Below are 22,263 nucleotides of genomic sequence, written 5' to 3' on the forward strand. Positions count from 1 at the left end.
GAACGCCCCATGAAATCTTTCGGACGCTGGGTGTTGTGGTTGTTGCTGGCCGGCGCAGCACTGCAGCTCTTTTTTGTGTTGCGGGTGGCGCTCATGGTGGTGGTGAATCCCCACAGCACAGCGTTCATGCGCTCCGAGGCCTGGCGCATCGCGGGTGCCAGCCTGGGCAGCGAGAAAGAGGGGCGCTGGTCGCACCAGTGGGTGGACTACGACCAGATCAGCCCACACCTCAAGCGCGCGGTGATGGCCTCGGAAGATGCGGGCTTTGTCACCCACGGTGGCGTGGACTGGGGCGCGATCGAAGCAGCCTGGAAAAAAAATGAGAAGCGGCAGGAACTGGCCGACAAGCGCGCCGAACAGATCGAACGGCGTCTGGCCAAAAAACCCGAAGCTGCCGAGGCCGCAGTCAAGGCGATCAAGCCCGCCAAGGTGGTGGGTGGCTCCACCATCACCCAACAACTGGCCAAGAACCTGTTGCTCTCGGGCGAGCGCAACCTGCTGCGCAAGGGGCAAGAATTGCTGCTCACGCTCACGCTCGAAGCGCTGCTGAGCAAGCAGCGCATTCTGGAGATTTACCTCAACAGTGTGGAGTGGGGCGAGGGCGTTTTTGGCGCTGAAGCCGCGGCCCAGCGGTATTTCAAGAAGTCGGCCGCCCAGCTCAGCCCGCACGAGGCCGCGCGGCTCGCCGTGATGCTGCCCAGCCCGAAGTTTTTTGAGAACCGCCAGAACTCGGCCTATCTCGCACGCCGCACCGGCACCATCGTGGCGCGCATGGGCGCGGTGAACGCGCCGTGAACAAGCGCTCGGGCATGCCGTATGGGCCCAAAGAGAGGGCACTGTGAGGCTGGCGGCCCACGCCATGGGCACGTTCCTATTGGGCTTTGTGCGCCTGCTCACCGGCGCACAAGCGCGCTGGCACGGCTGCCCACCCAAGGCCGAACAACGCATTTATTTCGCCAACCACCAAAGCCACGCCGACCTGGTGCTGATCTGGGCGGCGCTGCCCACCGCGCTGCGCAGCATCACCCGCCCCATCGCGGCCAAAGATTACTGGACCGCGTCCCGGTTCAAGCGCTGGATGACCACCGAGGTATTCAACGCGGTGTATGTGGAGCGTGAACGCAAGGGCGACGAAGACCCGCTGCAACCGCTGATCAGCGCCCTGGAAAGCGGCGACTCGTTGATTTTGTTTCCCGAAGGCACGCGCGGTTTTGAAGAAGATCCGCAGCCGTTCAAAAGCGGTTTGTACAACCTGGCCCAGCGCTTTCCCGACGTGGTGCTGGTGCCCACCTGGATCCACAACGTGCAACGCGTCATGCCCAAGGGCGAAGTGGTGCCGGTGCCGGTGCTGTGCTCGGTCACCTTTGGTGAGCCCATGAAGCTGGCGCCTGGCGAGCCCCGTGCCGACTTTCTGCAGCGCGCCCGGGCCGCCGTCATGGCCTTGCGGGAGGTCTGAATGGGCTCCTTTTTGCGCAGCCTCACGCCGGAACAACAGGTCAGCCTGCTGTTTGTGGGGGTGTTCGGCTTGCTGGTGTTGGCCAGCGTTGGGGCGGTGTTGCTGTCGCTCCGTGAGCGGCACCCCCCCAGCGACGAAGAAGCCCGCCGCGCCCTGCGCCGGCACGACAACCGTGCCCTGCTGCGCACCTCGTGGGTGATGGCCTGGGTGTTCTGGATCGGCTGGGCGCTGGGCGATGGCGCGGGCATTGTGCTGTTTGGCCTGCTCTCGTTTTTTGTGCTGCGTGAGTTCATCAGCCTGTCACCCACGCGCCGCAGCGACCACCGCAGCCTGGTGCTGGCGTTCTTTCTGGTGCTGCCGCTGCAATATGCGCTGGTCTGGACCCAACATTTCAACCTCTTCACCGTGTTCATTCCGGTGTATGTGTTTCTCGCCATTCCCGTGGTGAGTGCGCTGGGCAACGATCCACAGCGTTTCCTGGAGCGCAACGCCAAGCTGCAGTGGGGCATCATGGTGTGCGTGTACGGCATGAGCCACGTGCCGGCCCTGATGCTGCTGAACTTCCCCCGGTTTGCCGGACGCGAAGCGTTTTTGGTCTTTTTTCTGGTGCTGGTGGTGCAAACCTGCATGCTGGTGCAACACCTGGCGGCGCGCGGGCTCAGCCGTCCCGCCGCGCCCGCCATCAGCGCCAGCTTTCACTGGCGCAGCTGGGTCTGGGGGTTGCTGGCCGGCGGGCTGGTGGGCGCCCTGCTCTCGGGATTCACGCCGTTCAAACCGCTGCAGGCGCTGGGTATGGCCTTGGTGGCGTGTGTGGCGGGCTCGTTGGGCCACCTTGTCATGAAAGCCATCAAACGCGACCGTGGCGTTACGCACTGGGGCAGCGCGGGTCGCTCGGTCACCGGCGCCAGCGGCTTGCTGGACCGGGTGGACGCGCTCTGTTTTGCAGCCCCGGTGTTCTTCCACTCGGTGCGCTGGACCTTCAACCTATGAGAATTCTCGGCATCGACCCCGGACTGCAGTGCACCGGTTTCGGCGTGGTTGATGCCGAAGGCGCCGACCTGCACTACGTGGCCAGCGGCACCATTCAAACCAGCCCCAAAGACGGCGCGCTGCTGCCCGAGCGGCTGAAGATTCTGTTTGACGGCATCAGCGAGGTGGTGGCGCGCTACCAGCCCGGGGTGTCCGTCTGCGAAATCGTGTTTGTGAACGTGAACCCGCAAGCCACGCTGCTCCTGGGCCAGGCGCGCGGATGCTGCCTCACCGCGCTGGTGGCCAATGGCCTGAATGTGGCCGAGTACACCGCGTTGCAACTGAAAAAGGCGGTGGTGGGCTACGGCCGGGCCGACAAGGCGCAGATGCAAGAGATGGTGAAACGCTTGCTGCAACTGCCCGGCCTGCCCGGCAAAGACGCCGCCGACGCCCTGGGCCTGTGCATCACCCACGCGCAGGTGGCACGCTCGGTGGCGGCCATCAACAAAGTGTCGGCCTTGCAGGCGCGCACGCACGCGGCTTACAAAGGTGGGCGCAGCTACTGAACCCCAGCACCCGATGCGGTTCTACAACAGCCGCTCCAGCACCAAAACGCCGAAAAAGCCCAGCGCGGCAATCACGGTCCACTTCAGGATGATCAAGCCCCACTGGCGAAAGTAGGCTTTGCCGGTGCCGATGTAAAACGCAAAGCACACGCCCGCGGCGATGAGCAAAAAGAATATGGTGAAGCGAAACAACAGCATGTCCGCAGGCCTTACCAGGCCGGAGCCAATTGTGCAAAGCCGGCCGGGGCGTCGCGGTCGCGCTCAAAACTGACCACCTCATACGCATCTGGGCGGGCCAGCAAAGCGCGCAGCAACTGGTTGTTCATGCCGTGGCCGCTGCGAAACGCGCTGTAGGCGGCCAGCAGCGGTTTGCCCACAATGTACAAGTCGCCAATGGCGTCCAGGATCTTGTGTTTCACGAACTCGTCCTGGTAGCGCAGGCCGTCGGCGTTGAGCACTTTCACATCGTCCATCACGATGGCGTTGTCCAGCCCGCCGCCCATGGCCAGACCGTGTGAGCGCATCATTTCCACATCGCGCGTGAAACCGAAGGTGCGGGCCCGCGCGATCTCGCGGGCGTAGGTACCGCTGCCCATGTCAAACTCCACGCGCTGCCCCGTTGACGTGACCGCCGGGTGATCAAACTCAATTTCAAAAGCGAGCTTGTAGCCGTGGTATGGGTCGAGCCGCGCCCACTTGAGCGTGCGGCCCTCACCCTCGCGCACCTCCACCGGCTGGGTCACCCGAATAAAGCGCTTGGGCGCTTTCTGCATCACGATACCCGCGCTTTGCAGCAGGTAGACAAACGAAGCCGATGAACCGTCGAGAATGGGCACCTCTTCGGCGGTGATATCCACATACAGGTTGTCCAGCCCCAGCCCGGCGGCTGCACTCATCAGGTGCTCAATGGTGTAGACCTTCACACCGCCGTTGGAGATGGTCGATGCCAGCTTGGTGTCCGACACCGCCTGCGCCGTGACCGCGATCTCCACCGGCTCGGGCAGATCGACGCGCCGAAACACAATCCCGGTGTCTGGCGGCGCAGGGCGCAACGTCAACTCCACCCGCTGACCGCTGTGCAAGCCCACGCCAACGGCTTTGGTCAGGGATTTGAGGGTACGTTGTGCAAGCATCCAGTGATTTTAATTTTTTGAACGGTTTCGCGCTCGGCAGGAAAACTATCCCGGTGATGGACACCACCGATGGCCAGAGAGGCCCCGAGCCAAGAACACCGCGGAACCGGCTTTGCCGGGCCGCAGGTGTTGCCCCTGGGGGTGACGCCGCAGGCGGCGCGGGGGGAGCTTTTCAATCGGCTTGTTTGCGCAGGAAGGCAGGGATCTCGAAGTCGTCCATACCGCCTGAAGACAAGGCGTCCACCTTGGCTGCAGCCTGGGTGCGGTTGGTGCGCCAGACGCTCGGCACGGTCATGGGGTTGTAGTCGGGCTGGGAGGCGCCAGCGCCCGCACCACCCACCACCGTGTTGACGGTGGGTACGTTGTTGAACGGCACGTTGTCGGTGCCGGTACGCAGCACCTGCAACGGTGGCGCGGTGCGGCGCATACTGCCCTGACGGCTCAGGCCGGTGGCCACCACGGTCACGCGCATGCTGTCGCCCAAGCCCTCATCGTAGGCGGCACCAAAGATCACATGGGCGTCGGGTGACGCGTAGGCCTTGATGGCGGTCATGGCTTCCTTGGATTCCTTGAGCTTCAGGGAGTCTTTGGATGCCGTCACCAACACCAGCACGCCCTTGGCACCTGAGAGGTCCACACCTTCCAGCAGCGGGCAGGCCACCGCCTGCTCGGCCGCAATGCGGGCCCGGTCCGGACCGGAGGCCACAGCGGTGCCCATCATGGCTTTGCCGGGCTCACCCATCACGGTGCGCACGTCTTCAAAGTCCACGTTGACATTGCCGTACTCGTTGATGATTTCGGCTATGCCGCCCACGGCGTTTTTCAACACGTCGTTGGCGTGTGCAAAAGCCTCGTCCTGGGTCACGTCATCGCCCAGCACGTCCAACAGCTTTTCGTTGAGCACCACGATCAGCGAATCCACATTGGCTTCGAGTTCGGTCAGACCGCTGTCGGCATTGCTCATGCGGCGACCACCTTCCCAGTCGAACGGTTTGGTGACCACGCCCACGGTCAAGATGCCCATTTCCTTGGCCACACGGGCGATCACGGGTGCTGCACCGGTGCCGGTGCCGCCACCCATGCCGGCGGTGATGAACAGCATATGGGCGCCTTCGATGGCTGAGCGGATTTCGTCCACGGCCAGTTCAGCGGCGTTGCGGCCCTTTTCAGGTTTGCTGCCAGCACCCAGACCGGTGGCACCGAGCTGGATGGTTTTGTGCGCCGTGCTGCGGGACAAAGACTGCGCGTCGGTGTTGGCGCAAATGAATTCGACACCCTGCACACTGCGCGAAATCATGTGCTCCACCGCGTTGGCACCACCACCACCCACACCAATCACCTTGATCTGGGTGCCTTGGTTGAATTCTTCAATTTCAATCATGTCGATGCTCATTTCTCTCTCCTGTTGGTACCCGGTAACCTATCTGTATCGGGCAGCTATCAATAAAAAATCTCAGCGATTCGGCGAAAAAAGGGCCGGATGGTGACATAGGCATCACCCTGGCGGCCCGGTGTACTCGGAATATCGGTGGACCGGGTAGAGCCCGGCAAAACGGCAGTGCGATGAAGCAGGAACAGCCGTCCGAAAGCGAAGGTTCAGCGTGTGCATACCGTGCATCAGAAGGTCCCCACAAACCAGTTTTTCATGCGCTCCAGCACGCCCTGCATGGAACCTGCTTTTTGCGCCACCTTGTGCCCTCGCACACGGGCCAGCCGGGCCTCTTCCAGCAAACCCATGACCGTGGCTGCGCGCGTCTGCGCCACCATGTCGGACAGGGCACTGTTGTAGTTGGGAACGCCCCGACGCACCGGCTTCAGAAAAATGTCTTCGCCCAGTTCTACCATGCCCGGCATGACGGCACTGCCCCCCGTGAGCACGATGCCCGAAGACAAAATCTCTTCGTAGCCCGAATCGCGCACCACTTGTTGCACCAAGGCAAAGATTTCTTCCACCCGGGGCTCGATCACACCGGCCAGCGCCTGGCGGCTGAGCATGCGCGGGGCGCGGTCGCCCAGACCGGGCACCTCCACCTGGGTGTCGGGGTTGGCCAGCAGCTGCTTTGCGCAGCCGTGCTCCACTTTGATGTCTTCGGCGTCTTTGGTGGGGGTGCGCAGCGCCATGGCAATGTCGCTGGTAATGAGGTCGCCCGCAATCGGAATCACAGCGGTGTGGCGGATGGCGCCTCCGGCAAAAATGGCCACGTCGGTGGTACCCGCGCCAATGTCCACCAGCGCCACACCCAGCTCTTTTTCGTCGTCGGTCAGCACGGCCTGGCTGGAAGCCAGTGGATTGAGCATCAGCTGGTCCACCTCCAGACCGCAGCGGCGCACGCATTTGATGATGTTTTCGGCCGCGCTCTGCGCACCGGTGACGATGTGCACCTTGGCCTCCAGGCGAATGCCGCTCATGCCAATGGGCTCTTTCACCTCTTGGTTGTCGATGACGAATTCTTGCGGCTCCACCAGCAGCAGGCGCTGGTCGGTGGAGATGTTGATGGCCTTGGCGGTTTCAATCACGCGGGCCACGTCGGCAGGCGTGACCTCGCGGTCTTTGATGGCCACCATGCCGCTGGAGTTGATGCCGCGGATGTGGCTGCCGGTGATGCCGGTGTAAACCCGTGCAATGCGGCAGTCGGCCATCAGCTCGGCCTCCTTCAGCGCGGCCTGGATGCTCTGCACGGTGGCGTCGATGTTGACCACCACGCCGCGCTTCAAACCGTGGCTGGCCGACACGCCCAGTCCGGCCAGCTTGAGTTGGCCGTTGGCTTGGACCTCGGCCACCACCACCATGATCTTGGCGGTGCCAATGTCAAGTCCGACCACCAAATCCTTGTATTCCTTGGCCATGATTGTTTTTGGTTACCTGGTTCTCGGTGTGGAGGTCACGGTGTTTTCGGTGACCGTGGTCACGCCGCGCATGCGCAGCGCGTAACCGTTGGGGTAGCGCAAGTCCACCGACTGCACCGCGCCAGCGTAGCGTTGGGTCAACTGGCTCAATGTGGCTGTGAAGCGCTGTGTGCGTGCCACCAGCTCGTCGGGGGTGCCGCGCCCGAGTTCCAAGCGAGCGCCATTGTCCAGCTCAGCGCGCCAGCTGCCTCGCTCGGTGAGTTCCAACCGGGCCAGGCCCAGCTCCAGCCGGGCCAGTTCCGCACTGAGCCGCTGGTACAGCGCCCACAACTCGGCCGACTGTGCGGCAGGACCCGCCAGTTCGGGCAGGCCATCGCTGTCGTCGGGGCTGGCGTCAAACACCTCGCCCAGGCGGCTCACCAGTTGGCCAGAGCCCGATGATCCCCACCAGGCCACCGCCTCGTGTTCCTGCAGCGTGACACGCAAACGGTTGGGAAACTCGCGCTGCACCACCGCCTGACGCACCCAAGGCACCGATTCAAACAGGCGCTTGACCTGCTGCAGGTCCACGGTGAGGAAGCTGGCTGACAAACTGCTTTTCATCTGGGTGGCCAATTGCGCACGGAAGGTCACGGCATTCTGGTGCGCCACATCGCCGTGCACGGTGATGGCCTGGACCGACCACACCGGATGGCGCACCGCCCAGGCACCCAGTACGACCAGGCACAGCATGGCAAACAGCGCGACCAAAGCATGGGTGGCCGCGGTCATGAGCTTGACATCGATGGGCAGGACGGGCTGGGTCATGGCTGAGGGCTCAGACCGTGGTGGGCGCCGCGTTGTCCAACGCGGCGCTGGCCAGCACGCTCAGACACAGGTCTTCGTAAGACAGGCCGGTGGCGCGGGCCGACATGGGCACCAGCGAATGGCTGGTCATGCCCGGCGAGGTGTTGATCTCCAGCAGATAGGGCTGGCGCGTCTTGCCGTCGATCATCACATCGGCGCGGGCCCAGCCCCGGCAGTCCAGCGTGCGAAAGGCTTTGAGCACCAGCGCCTGAATGGCGGCTTCTTCGCCTTCAGGCAGACCACAGGGCACCAGGTATTGCGTGTCGTCGGTAAAGTATTTGTGCTGGTAGTCGTAGTTGCCGTCGGGCGCCACGATGCGGATCACAGGCAAGGCACGCGCCAGGGGGCCCGAGCCAAGCACCGGGCAGGTGACTTCGTCGCCGGCAATGAACTGCTCGCACATGACCATGGGGTCTTGCTGCGACGCCAGGGCGTAAGCGGCCTCGCACTGCCCGGCCGAAACCACCTTGGTCAGGCCAATGGTAGAGCCTTCGCGCACCGGCTTGACGATCATGGGCGTGCCCAACGCATCCAAGGCTGAACGGGTTTCTTCGGCGCTGTGCACATGACGCCAGGCCGGCGTGGGCAGACCCTCGGCCAGCCAGATGCGTTTGGTCATGAGCTTGTCCATGGCCACCGCCGAGGCCATCACACCGGGGCCGGTGTAAGGAATGCCCAGCAGCTCCAGCGCGCCCTGTACCGTGCCGTCTTCACCAAAACGGCCGTGCAGCGCGATGAAACAGCGCGCAAAACCCTCGCGCTTGAGCGCTCCCAGATCGCGCTCGGCGGGATCAAACGGATGGGCGTCCACCCCATGTGAGCGCAGCGCGGCCAGCACGCCGGCGCCCGACATCAGCGAGACCTCGCGCTCGGCCGAGCGACCACCCATCAGCACCGCCACCTTGCCCAGTGGCTTGGCGTCCATGCGATCTGCCGTTGTCATGCTTGCACCTCTTGCACCTCTTGCGCCAACACCACCACGCGGGCGGCCACCGTGCCGATGGAGCCAGCACCCATGCACAGCACCACATCGCCATCGCGCGCGTTGTCCAGGATGGCCTGGGGCATGGCGGCGATATCGTCCACAAACAGGGGCTCCAGCTTGCCTGCCACGCGCAGCGCACGCGAGAGAGAACGGCCATCGGCGGCCACGATAGGGGCTTCGCCTGCGGCGTACACCTCGGCCAGCAACACCGCGTCGGCCTGGCCGATCACCTTCACAAAGTCTTCAAAGCAGTCGCGCGTGCGGCTGTAGCGGTGCGGCTGAAACGCCAGCACCAGGCGCCGGCCCGGGAAGGCTCCGCGCGCGGCCGACAAGGTGGCCGCCATTTCCACCGGGTGGTGGCCGTAGTCGTCCACCAGCGTGCAACGGCCGCCCGAGGGCAGCACAGCTTCACCGTAGCGCTGAAAGCGCCGACCCACACCCTTGAACTCGGCCAGCGCCTGCACCACGGCGGCATCGTCCACACCCAGCTCCACCGCAATGCCGATGGCGGCCAGTGCGTTGAGCACGTTGTGGTGGCCAGGCAGGTTCAGCACCACGTCCAGGTCGGGCAGCTCAATGCCGTTTCTGCGCTGCACCGTGAAGTGCATCTGGGCACCCACGGCACGCACATTCACAGCCCGCACCTGGGCGTCTTCAGAGAAGCCGTAGCTGGTGATGGGGCGCGCAATCTGCGGCAGTATTTCGCGGATGGACGGGTCGTCCACACACACCACGGCGGCACCATAGAACGGCATGCGGTGCAAAAACTCAACGAATGCACTTTTGAGTCGGCCAAAGTCGTGGCCGTAGGTGTCCATGTGGTCGGCATCGATGTTGGTCACCACCGACAACACCGGCAGGAGGTTCAGGAACGAGGCGTCGGACTCATCGGCCTCGACCACGATGTACTCGCCCGAGCCCAGCTGCGCGTTGGCACCTGCGCTGTTGAGGCGCCCTCCGATCACAAACGTGGGGTCCAGGTGGGCCGCCGCCAACACGCTGGCCACCAGGCTGGTGGTGGTGGTTTTGCCGTGGGTGCCGGCAATGGCCACGCCTTTTTTCATGCGCATCAGCTCGGCCAGCATCACCGCGCGCGGCACCACCGGCACCAGCTTGGCGTGGGCGGCGACCACCTCGGGGTTGTCTTCTTTCACGGCGGTGGAGGTGACGATGGCGTCGGCCCCTTCGATGTACCGGGCATCGTGGCCCACAAACACCTCGGCCCCCATATCGACCAACCGACGCGTGGCCGCGTTCTCACCCAGGTCGCTGCCCGAAATACGGTAGCCCTGGTTGAGCAGCACCTCGGCAATGCCGCTCATGCCCGCACCGCCGATGCCGACAAAATGGATATGGCGAATGGCATGTTTCATGTGGGTTTCACTTTCGCGAGCTGCTCGCAGGCGGCCACCACGGCCGCCACAGCGTTTGTTTTTTCCATGTGTTTGGCTTTGCGCCCCATGTTGATGAGTTGTTCGCGCTGCACGGTTTGCAGCTTGTGTGCCAGCATGTGTGGCGTCAGCTCGGTCTGTTGCACCACCCAGGCGCCACCGGCATCGGCCAAAAAACGGGCATTGGTGGTCTGGTGGTCGTCGACCGCGTGCGGGTACGGCACAAACAGCGCGGCAGCGCCCACGGCGGCCATTTCGGTCACGGTGCTGGCCCCGGCGCGGCACACGATCAGGTCGGCATCGGCAAACGCCTGGGCCGTGTCGTCGATGAAGGGCGTGAGCTCGGCCTGCACACCCGCGGCGCTGTAGTTGGCCCGCAGCGCATCGATCTGTTTTTCGCCGCTTTGGTGCACCACGAACGGGCGCTGGGCAGCAGGAATCAGGGCCAGCGCCTGCGGCACGGTGTCGTTGAGCGCTTTGGCACCCAGGCTGCCCCCCACCACCAGCAGGCGCAGCGGCCCGGTGCGGCCAGCCAGACGGACTTCGGGCGCGGGCTGGCGCAAAAATTCGGCCCGCAACGGATTGCCCACCCACTCGGCTTTTTTCAGCACGTTGGGAAAAGCGGTGAACACGCGGTCGGCTATGCCTGCGAGCACCTTGTTGGCCATGCCCGCCACCGAGTTTTGTTCGTGCAGCACCAGCGGCTTGCCCAGCAGGGTGCCCATCATGCCGCCGGGGAAGGTGATGTAACCGCCCAGACCCACCAACACGTCGGGCTGCACACGGCGCACCACCTGCAAGGCTTGCCAGAATGCCCGCAGCAAGCGCAAAGGCAGCAGAAACAGGGTCTTGAGACTCTTTCCGCGCACGCCACCAAAGTCGATCATTTCGAGTGCGAAACCACGCGGTGGCACGATGCGGCTTTCCATGCTGCCGGGAGCGCCCAGCCAGTGCACACGCCAGCCACGCTCACGCAAGGCTTCTGCCACGGCGAGGCCAGGGAAAATGTGGCCGCCTGTGCCACCGGCCATGATCAGGGCGCAAGGCATCTTGCTCATGCGCGGCCCCCTTTCATCAGCGATGCGTGCCGCATCTGCAGCCGCTGCGCGCCTGCCTGCCGGTTTTGTTGAAACCGCTGCGTCATGTGCGGCCACCCTTCATCAGCTGGCGGTTTTCATAATCCACGCGCAGCACGATCGCAATCGCAATCAAATTCAACAAAATGGCCGAGCCGCCGTAGCTCATCAACGGCAAGGTCAGGCCCTTGGTGGGCAGTGCGCCAAGGTTCACGCCGATGTTGATGAAGGCCTGAAAACCGATCCACAGACCCACGCCTTGCGCCACCAAACCCGCAAACACCTGGTCAAGGGCGATGGCCTGGCGGCCAATGTGCAGGATGCGGCGGGTGAGCCACATGAAGAGGCCAATCAGCACCAGCACGCCGATCAGGCCGAACTCTTCGCCGATCACCGCCAGCAGGAAGTCGGTGTGGGCCTCGGGCAGCCAGTGCAGTATTTCCACGCTGCCGCCCAGGCCAACGCCGAAAATCTCACCCCGGCCAAACGCAATCAGCGAGTGCGAGAGCTGGTAACCCTTGCCCAGTGCGTGCTCCACGCTCCAGGGATCAAGGTAGGCAAAGATGCGTTCGCGGCGCCAGTCGCTGGCCATGATCATCAGCGCGAAAGCCGAGATCACCACCGCCGCAATGAGAAAGAACATGCGCGCATTGACCCCACCCAGAAACAGAATGCCCATGGCGATCACCACGATCACCATAAAGGCGCCCATGTCGGGCTCGGCCAGCAGCAGCATACCCACCACGGCCACGGCCACGGCCATGGGCGTGACCGCCTGGAAGAAGCGCTGCTTCACGTCCATCTTGCGCACCATGTAGTCGGCCGCATACAGCAGCACGGCCAGCTTGGCCAACTCGGAGGGCTGGAAATTCATGATGCCCAGCGAGATCCAGCGGCGGGCACCGTTGACCCCTTTGCCGATGAAGGGAAACAGCACCAGCACCAGCAGCAGCAGGGCCAGGGCGAACATCCAGGGCGCCATCTTTTCCCAGCTGCGCATGGGGAACTGGAAGGCCAGCATGCCTGCCACCACACCGATCACCATGGAAACGCCATGGCGCACCACAAAATGGGTCTGGGCGTAGTTGGCAAAGCGCGGGTTGTCGGGCAGCGCGATCGAGGCCGAATACACCATGACCAGGCCCCAGGCCAACAGCGCCACCACCACCCAGAGCAGGGGCTGGTCAAAACCCAGTTCCCGCACGGCCACGTTGCGGGTGCCCGCGTAGGTGCGGTTGGACAGGCGCACCGGCAAGCCGTCTCGTGAGGAACCACCGGCCAGCGCGCCCGCCAGGTCGCGGCCCACCAAGCGCGGCAGCGCAGACGCCACAGCACCACGCCACTTCGCCAGTCGCTGGACCAGGGCTGCCATCATGCGAAGTGCTCCAGGTCCATGCCCCGTTCGGCGGCCAACTCGGACACGGCCGCCACGAACACGCGGGCGCGGTGCACGTAGTTGTCAAACATGTCCAGGCTGGCGCAGGCGGGCGACATCAGAACCGCATCACCCGGCTGGGCCTGCTGCGCGGCCAGCGCCACCGCTTCGGGCAGGCTGGCGGCGTCCAGCAAGGGCTGCTGCGCCTGTGCCATGGCGGCGGCCACGGTGCGGCGGATCAGCGGCGCATCGCGCCCGATCAACACCACCGCACGCGCATGGCGCACCAGCGCCTCGGTCAGTGGGCTGAAGTCCTGGCCCTTGCCGTCACCACCCAGAATCGCCACCAGCCGCCGATCGGCGCCCAAGCCGTTGATGGCCGCCAGCGTGGCACCCACGTTGGTGCCTTTGCTGTCATCAAAATACTCCACACCGTCCAGAATGCCGACCGGCTCCACGCGGTGCGGCTCGCCACGGTATTCGCGCAAACCGTGCAGCATGGCCCCCAGCGCAGCGCCGGTGGACGTGGCCAGGGCCAGCGCGGCCAGCGCATTGGCGGCGTTGTGGCGACCGCGAATGCGCAGCGCATCCACCGGCATCATGCGCTGGAAATACACCTCATCTTCGCCGTCTGCGGCGCGGCCGCGCTTGCGGGTTTCGTCCAGTGCCACCGCGCGCACCAGCCATTGCATGCCGTTCACCGTCTCAATGCCCCAGTCACCTGGGCGGGTGGGCGCGTCAAACCCAAACGTGGCGTAGGCGCGCGCGGGCTGCTGGCGGTTGCGCCCGCTCACCTTCACGGTGACCCGCGGTGGTTGCATGGCCATGACCTGTGGGTCGTCGCGGTTGAGCAGCATGAGCGCCTGGGTGCCAAAAATGGCGGCTTTGGCCTGCGCGTAGGCACTCAACGAGCCGTGCCAGTCCAGGTGGTCTTCGGTGATGTTGAGCACCGTGGCGGCGGTGGGCACGCGGTCCCAGGCGCCGCCGGCCACGCCGTCGAGCTGGAAGCTGGAGAGTTCGAGCACCCAGACGCGGGGCAGGTGTGGCGGGGGCAGCGGCTTCAGCGGCGGCGGCACCAGCAGGGCTGGACCTTCGGCCTCTTCGCCCTCTCCAGCCTCTGGCGCAAACGCCTCTTCTTCGGTCGGCAGCGGTGTTGCGTCAGCGGTACCGTCGGGTGCGCGGGCTGGCGCCCCATCCATCGGGGCGCAGGGCGTTGAGGCACGGGCGTCTGAGGCCTGTGCTTGGGTGGTGGCTTCTTCGGCTTCTGCAGCTTCAGCGGCTTGTTGTGCTGCGGCGTCAGCGGCTTCGGCCATGGCTTCGGCGTCCAGCGCCTGACTCAGCACATCGAGCAAGGCTGGGCCAATGTTGCCGGCCACGGCCACGTTCAAACCTGCGCGCTGCAACAGCAAACCGGTGAGCGAGGTCACGGTGGTTTTGCCGTTGGTGCCGGTGATGGCCAGCACCTGGGGGGTGTAGGGCTGGTGCTCACGTTGGGCCAAGGCACCCAATGCCTGGGCGAACAGGTCGAGTTCGCCCACCAGCGCCACACCATGGGCCTGCACCCACGTGCGCACCGGCTCCAACTGAGCGGGCACCAGACCCGGACTGCGCGCGATCAAGGTCCAGGCCTCCTGTGCCAGCAGGGTGTCGTCAAACGCACCCGACACAAAACGCGCGCTGGGGCAGTCGGCCTGCAAGGTGGCCAGTTGCGGCGGCACAGCGCGGGTATCGGCCACGGTCACGCGGGCACCGTGGCGCGTGCACCAGCGCGCCATGGACAGACCGGAGAGACCCAGGCCCAGGATGAGAATGGATTGGTCGCGCAGGGCGTTCATCGGAGTTTCAGCGTGGACAGGCCGACCAGACACAGCAGCATGGTGATGATCCAGAACCGGACCACAACCTGGGTTTCTTTCCAGCCTTTTTTCTCAAAATGGTGGTGCAGTGGCGCCATCTGGAACAGGCGGCGGCCCTGGCCAAAGCGGCGCTTGGTGTATTTGAAATACCCCACTTGCAGCATGACCGACAAGGCTTCCACCACAAAAATACCGCCCATGATGGCCAGCACAATTTCCTGGCGCACGATGACGGCAATGGTGCCCAGGGCGCCACCGAGTGCGAGTGCACCCACGTCGCCCATGAACACCTGGGCGGGGTGGGCGTTGAACCACAAAAAGGCCAGTCCGGCGCCGGCCATGGCGGCGCAGAAAATGAGCAGCTCGCCGGTACCCGGAATGTGCGGCAGCAGCAGATAGCGCGAAAACACCGCGCTGCCCGTCACGTAGGCGAACACACCCAGGGCCGAGCCCACCATCACCACCGGCATGATGGCCAGGCCGTCGAGCCCGTCGGTGAGGTTGACGGCATTGCTCGACCCGACGATCACCAGGTAGGTCATGACCACGAAGCCGAACACGCCCAGCGGGTAGCTGATTTCCTTGAAGAACGGCACCATCAGCCCGGCTTGCGGCGGCAGATCCACAGTGAAGCCCGAGGCCACCCACTGAATGAACAGTTCCAGCACCCGCATATTGCTGGTTTCAGACACGCTGAACACCAAATACAGCGCGGCCACCAGGCCGATGACCGACTGCCAGAAGTACTTTTCGCGCGAGCGCATGCCCTCGGGGTCTTTGTGCACCACCTTGCGCCAGTCGTCCACCCAGCCGATGGCACCAAAGCCCAGCGTCACCAGCAGCACAATCCACACAAAGCGGTTGGACAGGTCAAACCACAGCAGCGTGGACAGCGCAATGGCAAACAAAATCAGCACGCCGCCCATGGTCGGCGTACCGCCCTTGCTCAGGTGCGTTTGCATGGCGTATTCGCGGATGGGCTGGCCAATCTTGAGCGCGGCCAGGCGGCGAATGAAGTAAGGGCCTGCGACCAGACCAACGATGAGCGCCGTCAGGGCGGCCATGACGGCGCGAAAGGTCAGGTACTGAAAGACGCGCAGAAACCCGAACTCGGGTCCGAGGGTTTGCAGCCACAGGGCCAGGCTAAGCAGCATGGGCTTCCTTGGTTTCTTGTTGTTGGGGGTTCTCTGCAGGTGCCGCCACAAGGGCTTGCAGCGCCTGCACGGCGCGTTCCATGCGCATGAAGCGCGAACCCTTGATCAGGACACTGGCGGTGCCGGTGGCGGTCACGGTGGCGCACACCTGGGCCGCCAGGGCGGGCACATCGGCCCCATGCGTGGGCGCGGGCTCGCCTGCGGCTTGCAGGGCAGCCGTGGCTTGCTGCATCCAGTCGCCCACGCAATACACGGTTTCAATGCCACAGGCTTGGGCATGGCGCAGCACTTCGAGGTGAAAGGCCAGGCCCTGCTCGCCCACCTCGCCCATGTCGCCCAGCGCCAGCAGGCGCGGGCCGGGCAGTTCGGCCAGCACCCGAATGGCGGCCAGCACCGAGTCGGGGTTGGCGTTGTAGGTGTCGTCAATCAGGGTCACCGCACGGCCCGCCACGTGCAGCGACAGCGCCCGCGAACGGCCACCCACGGGTTCAAAAGCATCCAGCCCGCGCCCGATGGCGTCCAGCGGCACGCCAGCGGCCAGCGCACAGGCGGTGGCGGCCAGGGCGTTGCGCACATTGTGCCGCCCGGCAATGCGCAGGCGGCAGCTCAGCACGCCTGCGGGTGTGGCGCAGCGCAAGGCCCATGCGCCATCGGCCCAGGTGGTTTGCAGCGTGTGCACGTCGGCACGGTCATCGGTGTCGCTGAAGGTCAGCACAGAGTGGCCAGCGGCCAGCGTGCGCCACAGCGGGGTGTGGTCGTCGTCGCTCGGGAACACGGCCACGCCGTCGGGCGCCAGCACGCTGATGACGGCGCCGTTTTCAGCGGCCACCGCATCCACCGTGGCCATGTATTCCAGGTGCTCGCGCTGGGCGTTGTTCACCAGCGCCACCGTGGGCTGCGTGAGTGCCGCCAGGTACGCGATTTCGCCAGGGTGGTTCATGCCCAGCTCCACCACCGCCAGGCGGTGCGTTTCGCGCAGGCGCAGCAGTGTGAGCGGCACGCCAATGTCGTTGTTCAGGTTGCCCTGCGTGGCCAGTGCCTGCTCGCCCGCCTGCGCCCGCAAGATGGACGCCACCATTTGCGTGACCGTGGTTTTGCCGTTGCTGCCGGTCACCGCGATCAGCGGCACGTTGAACTGTTCGCGCCACAGGCGGGCCAGTTCACCCAGCGCCAACCGGGTGTCGGGCACTTCCACGCCGGGCAAGCCCGCTGCAGCCAGGCCCGCGTGGGCGATGGCGGCCACCGCGCCTTGGGCGGCGGCCTGGGGCAGAAAGTCGTGCGCGTCAAACCGCTCCCCTTTCAGGGCCACAAACAGGTCGCCGGGTTGCAGGCTGCGGGTGTCGGTGTGCACGCGGGTGATGGGCACGTCCAGCGTGCCCACAGCGCTGGCGCCGGTGAGTTGGGTCAGCAACAGAGCCAGGTTTTTCATGCGCAGGCTTCCGACGCAGCGGCACGCTGCTGCAGCGCAGCCTGAGCTTGCGCAAGATCAGAAAACGGTTTTTTTATACCCATCACGTCTTGGTAATCCTCATGTCCTTTGCCGGCAACCAGCACCACATCCGCCGCTTGTGCGCTGTGCACGGCCCAAGCGATGGCGCGAGCGCGGTCGGGCTCGGTGTGGGCGGCGTCGGGCTGCGTCAGTCCGGCCTGCATCTGCGCCAAAATCGCCAGCGGGTCTTCGCTGCGCGGGTTGTCGCTGGTGAGCACCACATGTTGTGCGCCGCGCTCGGCCACCGCCGCCATGACCGGGCGCTTGCTCGCGTCACGGTCACCGCCACAGCCCACCACCGCCCAGAGCGCGCCACCGCGTTGCTGAGCCAGTGGTTGCAGCGCTTGCAAGGCTTTTTCCAGTGCGTCGGGCGTGTGGGCGTAATCCACCAGCACCAGCGGTTGCCCGGGTGCGGTGCCGGGCACCTGCTCCATGCGGCCGGGCACGGGCGTGAGCGCGCGACAGGCCTGCACCGCATCGGTCAGCGCCACCCCTTGCGCGCGGGCCACCGCCAGCACGCCCAGCAGGTTGGACACGTTGTAGCGGCCCACCAGCGGCAGGCTCAAGGCGTGTGATTCGGCCATACCGCCGTCGGCGTTGCGTTCGCCCACCACCAGGCACATGCCGTGGTCGGTGAAGCCAATGTCCTGTGCAAACAGCCGGGCGCCCGGCGCATGTCCGGCGCCTTTCATGCCCACGGTCCACACGTCCAGCCCGCGCGCCGCCAGCGTGGCGGCCAGCGGTGCTCCGCGGGGGTCGTCCAGGTTGACCACCGCGCTCACCAGACCTGGCCAGTCAAACAGGCTGGCTTTGGCCGACCAGTAGCGGTCCATGCTACCGTGAAAGTCGAGGTGGTCCTGGGTGAAATTGGTGAACACCGCCACACGGATGCGGCTGGCGTTCAGGCGCCCTTCCACCAGGCCGATGGACGAAGCCTCGATGGCGCAGGCGCGCAAGCCCGCGTCCACCATGCCGCGCAAACGCGCCTGCAGCAGCACCGGGTCGGGCGTGGTCAGGCCGGTGGGCACCAGTGCGTGGCCAGTGTCACCCGCCAGCGGCGGCTGGCCGATGCCCAGCGTGCCCACCACCGCGCAAGGCTGGCCAACGGCCGACAGCAACTGCCCCACCCACCACGCGGTCGAGGTTTTGCCGTTGGTGCCGGTGATGGCGATCAGGTCGAGCTGGCCGCTCGGGTCGCCGTAATACGCGCTCGCAATCGAACCGGCCTGTGCCTTCAGGCCCGGCACCGCCAGCACCCGCTGGTCGTTGAAACCAAAAGCCTCAACACCTTGCGTCTCCACCAGTACGGCAGCAGCGCCGGCGTGCAAAGCGCCGGCCACAAAGCGGCGCCCATCGGTGGCGGCCCCTGGCCAGGCCACGAAACCATCACCCGCACGGATGTGGCGGCTATCGCATTGCAAGTCACCCTGCACGCGGCTGCGCAGCCAGTCGGCGACAACCTGAGGATGGTGCATGGACAGCATCAGAACGACTCCTCGACCACTTCGGCCACGATCTGGGGTTTGACACGCATGTCGGGTTGCACGCCCATGATGCGCAAGGTTTGCTGAACGGTCTCGCTGAACACCGGGCCGGCCACCGCACCGCCGTAGTAAACGCCGTTGGTGGGTTCATCCACCATCACCGCCACCACGATGCGCGGAGACTCGACCGGCGCCAGACCGACAAAGAAGCTGCGGTACTTTCGGTCCGCATAGCCTTTGCCCTCTTGCTTGCGGGCGGTACCCGACTTGCCGCCCACCGAATAGCCCATGGTCTGGGCGCGCTGGCCGGTGCCACCGGGGCCTGCGGCCATTTCCAGCATCTTGCGCACGGCCGCGGCATTTTTCTCGCTGAACACCGCCACGCCGCTGGCGGCTGTGTCGGTCTTGACCATGCTGACCGGGATCAGCGCACCATCGCGCGCAAAGATGGTGTACGCCTGCGCCAGTTGAAACAGCGAAGCGGAGAGACCATAACCGTAACTCATGGTGGCCTGCTCAATCGGGCGCCACGTTTTGTAGGGCCGCAGACGCCCGCTCACCGCCCCCGGGAAAGGCACTTGCGGCTTCTGGCCAAAGCCGGCCTGTGCGTAAATTTCCCACATGTCCCGCGGCGACATCTGCATGGCCATCTTGACCGTGCCCACGTTGCTCGACTTCTGGATGATCTCGTTGACCGTCAGAATGCCATGCGGATGTGCATCGTTGATGGTGGAGCCACCAATGCTGATGCGCCCAGGCGCGGTCTGGATCGGCGTGGTCGGCCTGACCAGGCCTTTGTCCAACGCGAGCGCGGCGATGAACGGCTTCATGGTTGAACCCGGCTCAAAACTGTCGGTGAGTGCGCGGTTGCGCAGTTGCTCGCCGCTCAGGTTCTGGCGCCGGTTGGGGTTGTAGCTGGGGTAATTCGCCAGCGCCAGCACTTCGCCGGTCTGCACGTCAAGCACCACCACGCTGCCCGCACGTGCCTTGTGCTCCTGCACCGCATCGCGCAGCTTCTGGTAAGCAAAGTACTGCACCTTGCTGTCAATCGACAACTGCAGATCGGGGCCGTCCACCGGCGGCACCACATCGCGCATGTCTTCCACCACGCGGCCCAGCCGGTCTTTGATGACGCGACGGGAACCCGCCTTGCCCGACAGCTGCTGATTGAACGCCAGCTCGACACCCTCCTGCCCACGGTCTTCCACATTGGTGAAACCCACCACGTGCGCGGCGGCCTCTCCCTCGGGGTACTGGCGCTTGTATTCGCGACGCTGGTAAATGCCCTTGATGCCCAGTTCTGCAATCTCCTTGGCCACCGGTTCGTCCACCTGGCGCTTCACCCAGACAAAGGTTTTGTCCTCCGGACCCAGGCGTTTGTGCAACTCGGTCAGCGGCATCTCCAGCAACTTCGCCAACTCGCGCAACCTGGGGTCGGCACGGTCCACATCTTCCGGAATGGCCCAGATGCTTTGCGCCACCACGCTGGAAGCCAGAATCAAGCCGTTGCGGTCCAGGACGCGACCGCGGTTGGCCGGCAGCTCCAGCGTGCGCGCAAACCGCACCTCACCCTGGCGCTGGAAAAATTCGTTGCCAAACACCTGCACATAGGCTGCACGCGCGCCCAAACCCGCAAACGCCAAAGCCAACCCAGCCATGATGAGCTTGCTGCGCCAGACCGGCGTCTTGCTCGCCAGCAGAGGGCTGGCGCTGTAATTGATGCTTCGGCTCACGCGAGCGCCCCCCGGTTGCACACGGAGACTTGCATGCTCACCACGCAAAAGCAGCACGTCATGGTTGCGCAACCCCACCCTGCGGTGCCACCACAGGCGATTGGGACACCATCACATACTGTGTGATGGCCGGATTCACCGGGCGCATCTGCAACTCCCGACTGGCCAGTTGCTGCACGCGCGCAGGCGTGGCCTCCGCGCGCTTTTGCACCTGCAACTGCTCGTGCTCGGCATTGAGCTTGTGCGTCAGCGCCTGGGCACGGTCCAGCGCGGTGTACAAGCGGCGCGATTCGTACTGGGTATGCACCAGATAAAACGCACTGACCAGCACCGCAACCAGAAGCGCCAGGTTGAGCCGAATCATGCACGCGCCCTCCCACCGGCCACAGCCGGCAAACGGCGAGGCATGGTTTTCTCAAGAAGACGCTGCGCAAACTTCATGCTGCCACCTCCGAACGTTCGGCCACCCGCATCACCGCGCTGCGCGAACGTGGATTGGCCTTGACTTCGGCGTCGGAAGGCTTGATACGGCGAACCCCACGCAGACGCATGGGCGCAGGTTCGGCAAACGGGACGCGGCGATCCACCACCGTACGGGAATGGCGGGCCATGAACTGCTTGACGATCCGGTCTTCCAGCGAATGGAAACTGATCACCACCAGTTGCCCGTTCGGACGCAGCACCTGCAGACTGGCCTCTAGCGCTTGCTGCAGTTCTTCAAGCTCGGCGTTGATGAAAATCCGAAAAGCCTGAAATGTGCGCGTTGCAGGATCCTTGCCCGGCTCACGGGTCTTGACCGCGCCAGCCACGACTTCGGCCAACTCACGGGTGGTTCGAAATGGACCCCGCTCCTGTCGGCGACGATCAATCGCCTTTGCAATCGGTTGAGCAAACCGTTCTTCGCCATAGTCACGAATCACCTCCGCCAGGGTGGAAATATCGGCTGTTTCCAGCCACTGAGCCACGCTTTGGCCGCGCGTGGTGTCCATGCGCATATCCAAAGGACCGTCGTGACGAAAAGAAAAACCCCGCTCGGGGTCGTCAATCTGGGGCGAGCTGACCCCCAGGTCCATCAGCAATCCGTCGGCACTCGCCGGCCCCAACTCGCTCACATGGCAAAAGCCCTGGTGCCGGATGGAAAAACGGCCATCGCTGGCCGCCAGTTCCTGCGCAGCCGCCACGGCCTGCGGATCCTTGTCGAACGCCGTCAGGCGCCCGAGCGGCGACAGGCGCTGCAGGATGAGGCGCGAATGCCCTCCCCGCCCGAACGTGGCGTCCACATAGTGACCGTCTGCGTTTATCGCCAAAGACTCAATGGCTTCGTCCAAAAGAACGGTGTGATGAATCAAAGCGCCTTGCACCACAGTCCTTCAGAAAGAGAAATCTTTGAATACATCGGGCATATTGCCTTTCATCGCCTCGGCTTCCTGAACGGCATAGACCTGCGCATCCCAAAGCTCGAAATAAGCACCCATGCCCAGCAAGATGGCGTCTTTGCTGATACCCGCTGCCGCACGCAACTCGGGGGAGACGAGCACGCGACCCGAACTGTCCATATCCACATCCATGGCATTGCCGAGAAAAATACGCTTCCACCACTGCGCCTGCATGGGCAAGGCCGCAATGCGGTCGCGAAACCTCTCCCACTCGTTGCGCGGGAAAATCATCAGACAGCCATGTGGATGCTTGGTGATCGTGAGCTGACTGGACGCTGCGTTGCTCAAAACGTCACGGTGCCGGGTCGGCACCGAAAGCCGCCCCTTGACATCCAGACTAAGAGAAGAAGCACCTTGAAACACCGCAGCAGATTCCAAAAAAACACTTTTCACCACTTAATTGCACTTCTTCCCACTTTATCAGGAAAACCGAGCAACAAAAACCGTGAAGAAATCTATTTTTCAAT

21 protein-coding genes are annotated in these 22,263 nt (G+C 64.4%); 4 read left to right on the forward strand and 17 right to left on the reverse strand.

The annotated features are described in order from the left end of the window. Nucleotides 1-9 precede the first annotated feature (9 nt). The 4 genes from Q7J58_RS02135 to ruvC all read left to right on the forward strand — a co-directional run bounded on the left by Q7J58_RS02135 (nucleotide 10) and on the right by ruvC (nucleotide 2,991). Nucleotides 10-795, forward strand: a complete 786-nt coding sequence (locus tag Q7J58_RS02135) for a transglycosylase domain-containing protein (protein WP_304822750.1) — start codon at nucleotides 10-12, stop codon at nucleotides 793-795. Nucleotides 796-859: 64 nt separating this feature from the next. Beyond that, nucleotides 860-1,456: a lysophospholipid acyltransferase family protein gene (locus Q7J58_RS02140; RefSeq protein ID WP_304822753.1), complete on the forward strand. Its 597-nt coding sequence runs from the start codon at nucleotides 860-862 to the stop codon at nucleotides 1,454-1,456. Continuing rightward, a complete protein-coding gene (locus Q7J58_RS02145) occupies nucleotides 1,457-2,446 on the forward strand; it encodes a phosphatidate cytidylyltransferase (RefSeq protein WP_304822756.1) in 990 nt (329 codons plus the stop codon). Then, the gene (gene ruvC / locus Q7J58_RS02150) at nucleotides 2,443-2,991 is read left to right on the forward strand and encodes a crossover junction endodeoxyribonuclease RuvC (protein ID WP_304822759.1); all 549 of its coding nucleotides are present in this window, start codon (nucleotides 2,443-2,445) and stop codon (nucleotides 2,989-2,991) included. The genes Q7J58_RS02145 and ruvC overlap by 4 nt, the downstream gene beginning before the upstream one ends. Nucleotides 2,992-3,012: 21 nt before the next feature. Here ruvC and Q7J58_RS02155 read toward each other — a convergent pair whose 3' ends face one another. The 17 genes from Q7J58_RS02155 to mraZ form a co-directional block, all read right to left on the reverse strand. Then, nucleotides 3,013-3,189, reverse strand: coding sequence for a hypothetical protein (locus Q7J58_RS02155; RefSeq protein WP_304822762.1), 177 nt, complete (start codon nucleotides 3,187-3,189; stop codon nucleotides 3,013-3,015). 11 nt (nucleotides 3,190-3,200) lie between these two features. Further along, the gene (lpxC, locus tag Q7J58_RS02160; RefSeq protein WP_304822765.1) at nucleotides 3,201-4,124 is read right to left on the reverse strand and encodes a UDP-3-O-acyl-N-acetylglucosamine deacetylase; all 924 of its coding nucleotides are present in this window, start codon (nucleotides 4,122-4,124) and stop codon (nucleotides 3,201-3,203) included. A gap of 172 nt (nucleotides 4,125-4,296) precedes the next feature. Next, nucleotides 4,297-5,517, reverse strand: a complete 1,221-nt coding sequence (ftsZ, locus tag Q7J58_RS02165) for a cell division protein FtsZ (RefSeq protein WP_304822767.1) — start codon at nucleotides 5,515-5,517, stop codon at nucleotides 4,297-4,299. A 224-nt stretch (nucleotides 5,518-5,741) separates the two neighbouring features. Then, complete coding sequence (ftsA, locus tag Q7J58_RS02170) at nucleotides 5,742-6,971, reverse strand: cell division protein FtsA (protein WP_304822770.1); 1,230 nt, start codon at nucleotides 6,969-6,971, stop codon at nucleotides 5,742-5,744. Nucleotides 6,972-6,983: 12 nt separating this feature from the next. Beyond that, on the reverse strand, nucleotides 6,984-7,778 hold the full coding sequence (locus Q7J58_RS02175; RefSeq protein ID WP_304822772.1) for a cell division protein FtsQ/DivIB: 795 nt from the start codon (nucleotides 7,776-7,778) through the stop codon (nucleotides 6,984-6,986). 10 nt (nucleotides 7,779-7,788) lie between these two features. Continuing rightward, nucleotides 7,789-8,760: a D-alanine--D-alanine ligase gene (locus Q7J58_RS02180; RefSeq protein ID WP_304822774.1), complete on the reverse strand. Its 972-nt coding sequence runs from the start codon at nucleotides 8,758-8,760 to the stop codon at nucleotides 7,789-7,791. Further along, the gene (murC, locus tag Q7J58_RS02185; RefSeq protein ID WP_304822777.1) at nucleotides 8,757-10,175 is read right to left on the reverse strand and encodes a UDP-N-acetylmuramate--L-alanine ligase; all 1,419 of its coding nucleotides are present in this window, start codon (nucleotides 10,173-10,175) and stop codon (nucleotides 8,757-8,759) included. The genes Q7J58_RS02180 and murC overlap by 4 nt, the downstream gene beginning before the upstream one ends. After that, a complete protein-coding gene (gene murG / locus Q7J58_RS02190) occupies nucleotides 10,172-11,251 on the reverse strand; it encodes an undecaprenyldiphospho-muramoylpentapeptide beta-N-acetylglucosaminyltransferase (protein WP_304822779.1) in 1,080 nt (359 codons plus the stop codon). Before murG ends, murC begins: the two co-directional genes overlap by 4 nt. An 82-nt stretch (nucleotides 11,252-11,333) precedes the next feature. Continuing rightward, nucleotides 11,334-12,644, reverse strand: a complete 1,311-nt coding sequence (gene ftsW / locus Q7J58_RS02195; RefSeq protein WP_304822782.1) for a putative lipid II flippase FtsW — start codon at nucleotides 12,642-12,644, stop codon at nucleotides 11,334-11,336. Next, on the reverse strand, nucleotides 12,641-14,479 hold the full coding sequence (gene murD, locus Q7J58_RS02200; protein WP_304822785.1) for a UDP-N-acetylmuramoyl-L-alanine--D-glutamate ligase: 1,839 nt from the start codon (nucleotides 14,477-14,479) through the stop codon (nucleotides 12,641-12,643). Before murD ends, ftsW begins: the two co-directional genes overlap by 4 nt. Then, a complete protein-coding gene (mraY, locus tag Q7J58_RS02205) occupies nucleotides 14,476-15,654 on the reverse strand; it encodes a phospho-N-acetylmuramoyl-pentapeptide-transferase (protein WP_304822787.1) in 1,179 nt (392 codons plus the stop codon). Before mraY ends, murD begins: the two co-directional genes overlap by 4 nt. Beyond that, nucleotides 15,644-17,083 carry a UDP-N-acetylmuramoyl-tripeptide--D-alanyl-D-alanine ligase gene (gene murF / locus Q7J58_RS02210; protein WP_304822790.1) on the reverse strand — a complete coding sequence of 480 codons (1,440 nt, stop codon included), beginning with the start codon at nucleotides 17,081-17,083 and terminating at the stop codon, nucleotides 15,644-15,646. The genes mraY and murF overlap by 11 nt, the downstream gene beginning before the upstream one ends. Further along, nucleotides 17,080-18,627 carry a UDP-N-acetylmuramoyl-L-alanyl-D-glutamate--2,6-diaminopimelate ligase gene (locus tag Q7J58_RS02215; RefSeq protein WP_304822793.1) on the reverse strand — a complete coding sequence of 516 codons (1,548 nt, stop codon included), beginning with the start codon at nucleotides 18,625-18,627 and terminating at the stop codon, nucleotides 17,080-17,082. The genes murF and Q7J58_RS02215 overlap by 4 nt, the downstream gene beginning before the upstream one ends. After that, nucleotides 18,627-20,360, reverse strand: coding sequence for a penicillin-binding protein 2 (locus tag Q7J58_RS02220; RefSeq protein WP_304822796.1), 1,734 nt, complete (start codon nucleotides 20,358-20,360; stop codon nucleotides 18,627-18,629). The genes Q7J58_RS02215 and Q7J58_RS02220 overlap by 1 nt, the downstream gene beginning before the upstream one ends. Before the next feature lie 58 nt (nucleotides 20,361-20,418). Then, nucleotides 20,419-20,724: a cell division protein FtsL gene (ftsL, locus tag Q7J58_RS02225; protein ID WP_304822799.1), complete on the reverse strand. Its 306-nt coding sequence runs from the start codon at nucleotides 20,722-20,724 to the stop codon at nucleotides 20,419-20,421. A gap of 73 nt (nucleotides 20,725-20,797) precedes the next feature. Further along, nucleotides 20,798-21,721 (reverse strand): 16S rRNA (cytosine(1402)-N(4))-methyltransferase RsmH, encoded by a 924-nt coding sequence (gene rsmH, locus Q7J58_RS02230; protein WP_304822802.1) that lies wholly within the window; start codon nucleotides 21,719-21,721, stop codon nucleotides 20,798-20,800. 9 nt (nucleotides 21,722-21,730) lie between these two features. Beyond that, entirely contained in the window at nucleotides 21,731-22,159 is a 429-nt protein-coding gene (mraZ, locus tag Q7J58_RS02235) for a division/cell wall cluster transcriptional repressor MraZ (RefSeq protein WP_304822856.1), read from the reverse strand. Between the last annotated feature and the right edge of the window lie 104 nt (nucleotides 22,160-22,263).

Origin of the sequence: Hydrogenophaga sp., from assembly GCF_030656115.1 — a bacterium.
GTDB lineage: Bacteria > Pseudomonadota > Gammaproteobacteria > Burkholderiales > Burkholderiaceae_C > Hydrogenophaga.

Bases quoted from the DNA above. Each gene is read 5' to 3' on its own strand.
- Q7J58_RS02135 (WP_304822750.1), top strand. From the start codon at position 10: ATGAAATCTTTCGGACGCTGGGTGTTGTGGTTGTTGCTGGCCGGCGCA.
- Q7J58_RS02140 (WP_304822753.1), top strand. From the start codon at position 860: ATGGGCACGTTCCTATTGGGCTTTGTGCGCCTGCTCACCGGCGCACAA.
- Q7J58_RS02145 (WP_304822756.1), top strand. From the start codon at position 1,457: ATGGGCTCCTTTTTGCGCAGCCTCACGCCGGAACAACAGGTCAGCCTG.
- ruvC (WP_304822759.1), top strand. From the start codon at position 2,443: ATGAGAATTCTCGGCATCGACCCCGGACTGCAGTGCACCGGTTTCGGC.
- Q7J58_RS02155 (WP_304822762.1), bottom strand. From the start codon at position 3,189: ATGCTGTTGTTTCGCTTCACCATATTCTTTTTGCTCATCGCCGCGGGC.
- lpxC (WP_304822765.1), bottom strand. From the start codon at position 4,124: ATGCTTGCACAACGTACCCTCAAATCCCTGACCAAAGCCGTTGGCGTG.
- ftsZ (WP_304822767.1), bottom strand. From the start codon at position 5,517: ATGAGCATCGACATGATTGAAATTGAAGAATTCAACCAAGGCACCCAG.
- ftsA (WP_304822770.1), bottom strand. From the start codon at position 6,971: ATGGCCAAGGAATACAAGGATTTGGTGGTCGGACTTGACATTGGCACC.
- Q7J58_RS02175 (WP_304822772.1), bottom strand. From the start codon at position 7,778: ATGACCCAGCCCGTCCTGCCCATCGATGTCAAGCTCATGACCGCGGCC.
- Q7J58_RS02180 (WP_304822774.1), bottom strand. From the start codon at position 8,760: ATGACAACGGCAGATCGCATGGACGCCAAGCCACTGGGCAAGGTGGCG.
- murC (WP_304822777.1), bottom strand. From the start codon at position 10,175: ATGAAACATGCCATTCGCCATATCCATTTTGTCGGCATCGGCGGTGCG.
- murG (WP_304822779.1), bottom strand. From the start codon at position 11,251: ATGAGCAAGATGCCTTGCGCCCTGATCATGGCCGGTGGCACAGGCGGC.
- ftsW (WP_304822782.1), bottom strand. From the start codon at position 12,644: ATGATGGCAGCCCTGGTCCAGCGACTGGCGAAGTGGCGTGGTGCTGTG.
- murD (WP_304822785.1), bottom strand. From the start codon at position 14,479: ATGAACGCCCTGCGCGACCAATCCATTCTCATCCTGGGCCTGGGTCTC.
- mraY (WP_304822787.1), bottom strand. From the start codon at position 15,654: ATGCTGCTTAGCCTGGCCCTGTGGCTGCAAACCCTCGGACCCGAGTTC.
- murF (WP_304822790.1), bottom strand. From the start codon at position 17,083: ATGAAAAACCTGGCTCTGTTGCTGACCCAACTCACCGGCGCCAGCGCT.
- Q7J58_RS02215 (WP_304822793.1), bottom strand. From the start codon at position 18,627: ATGCTGTCCATGCACCATCCTCAGGTTGTCGCCGACTGGCTGCGCAGC.
- ftsL (WP_304822799.1), bottom strand. From the start codon at position 20,724: ATGATTCGGCTCAACCTGGCGCTTCTGGTTGCGGTGCTGGTCAGTGCG.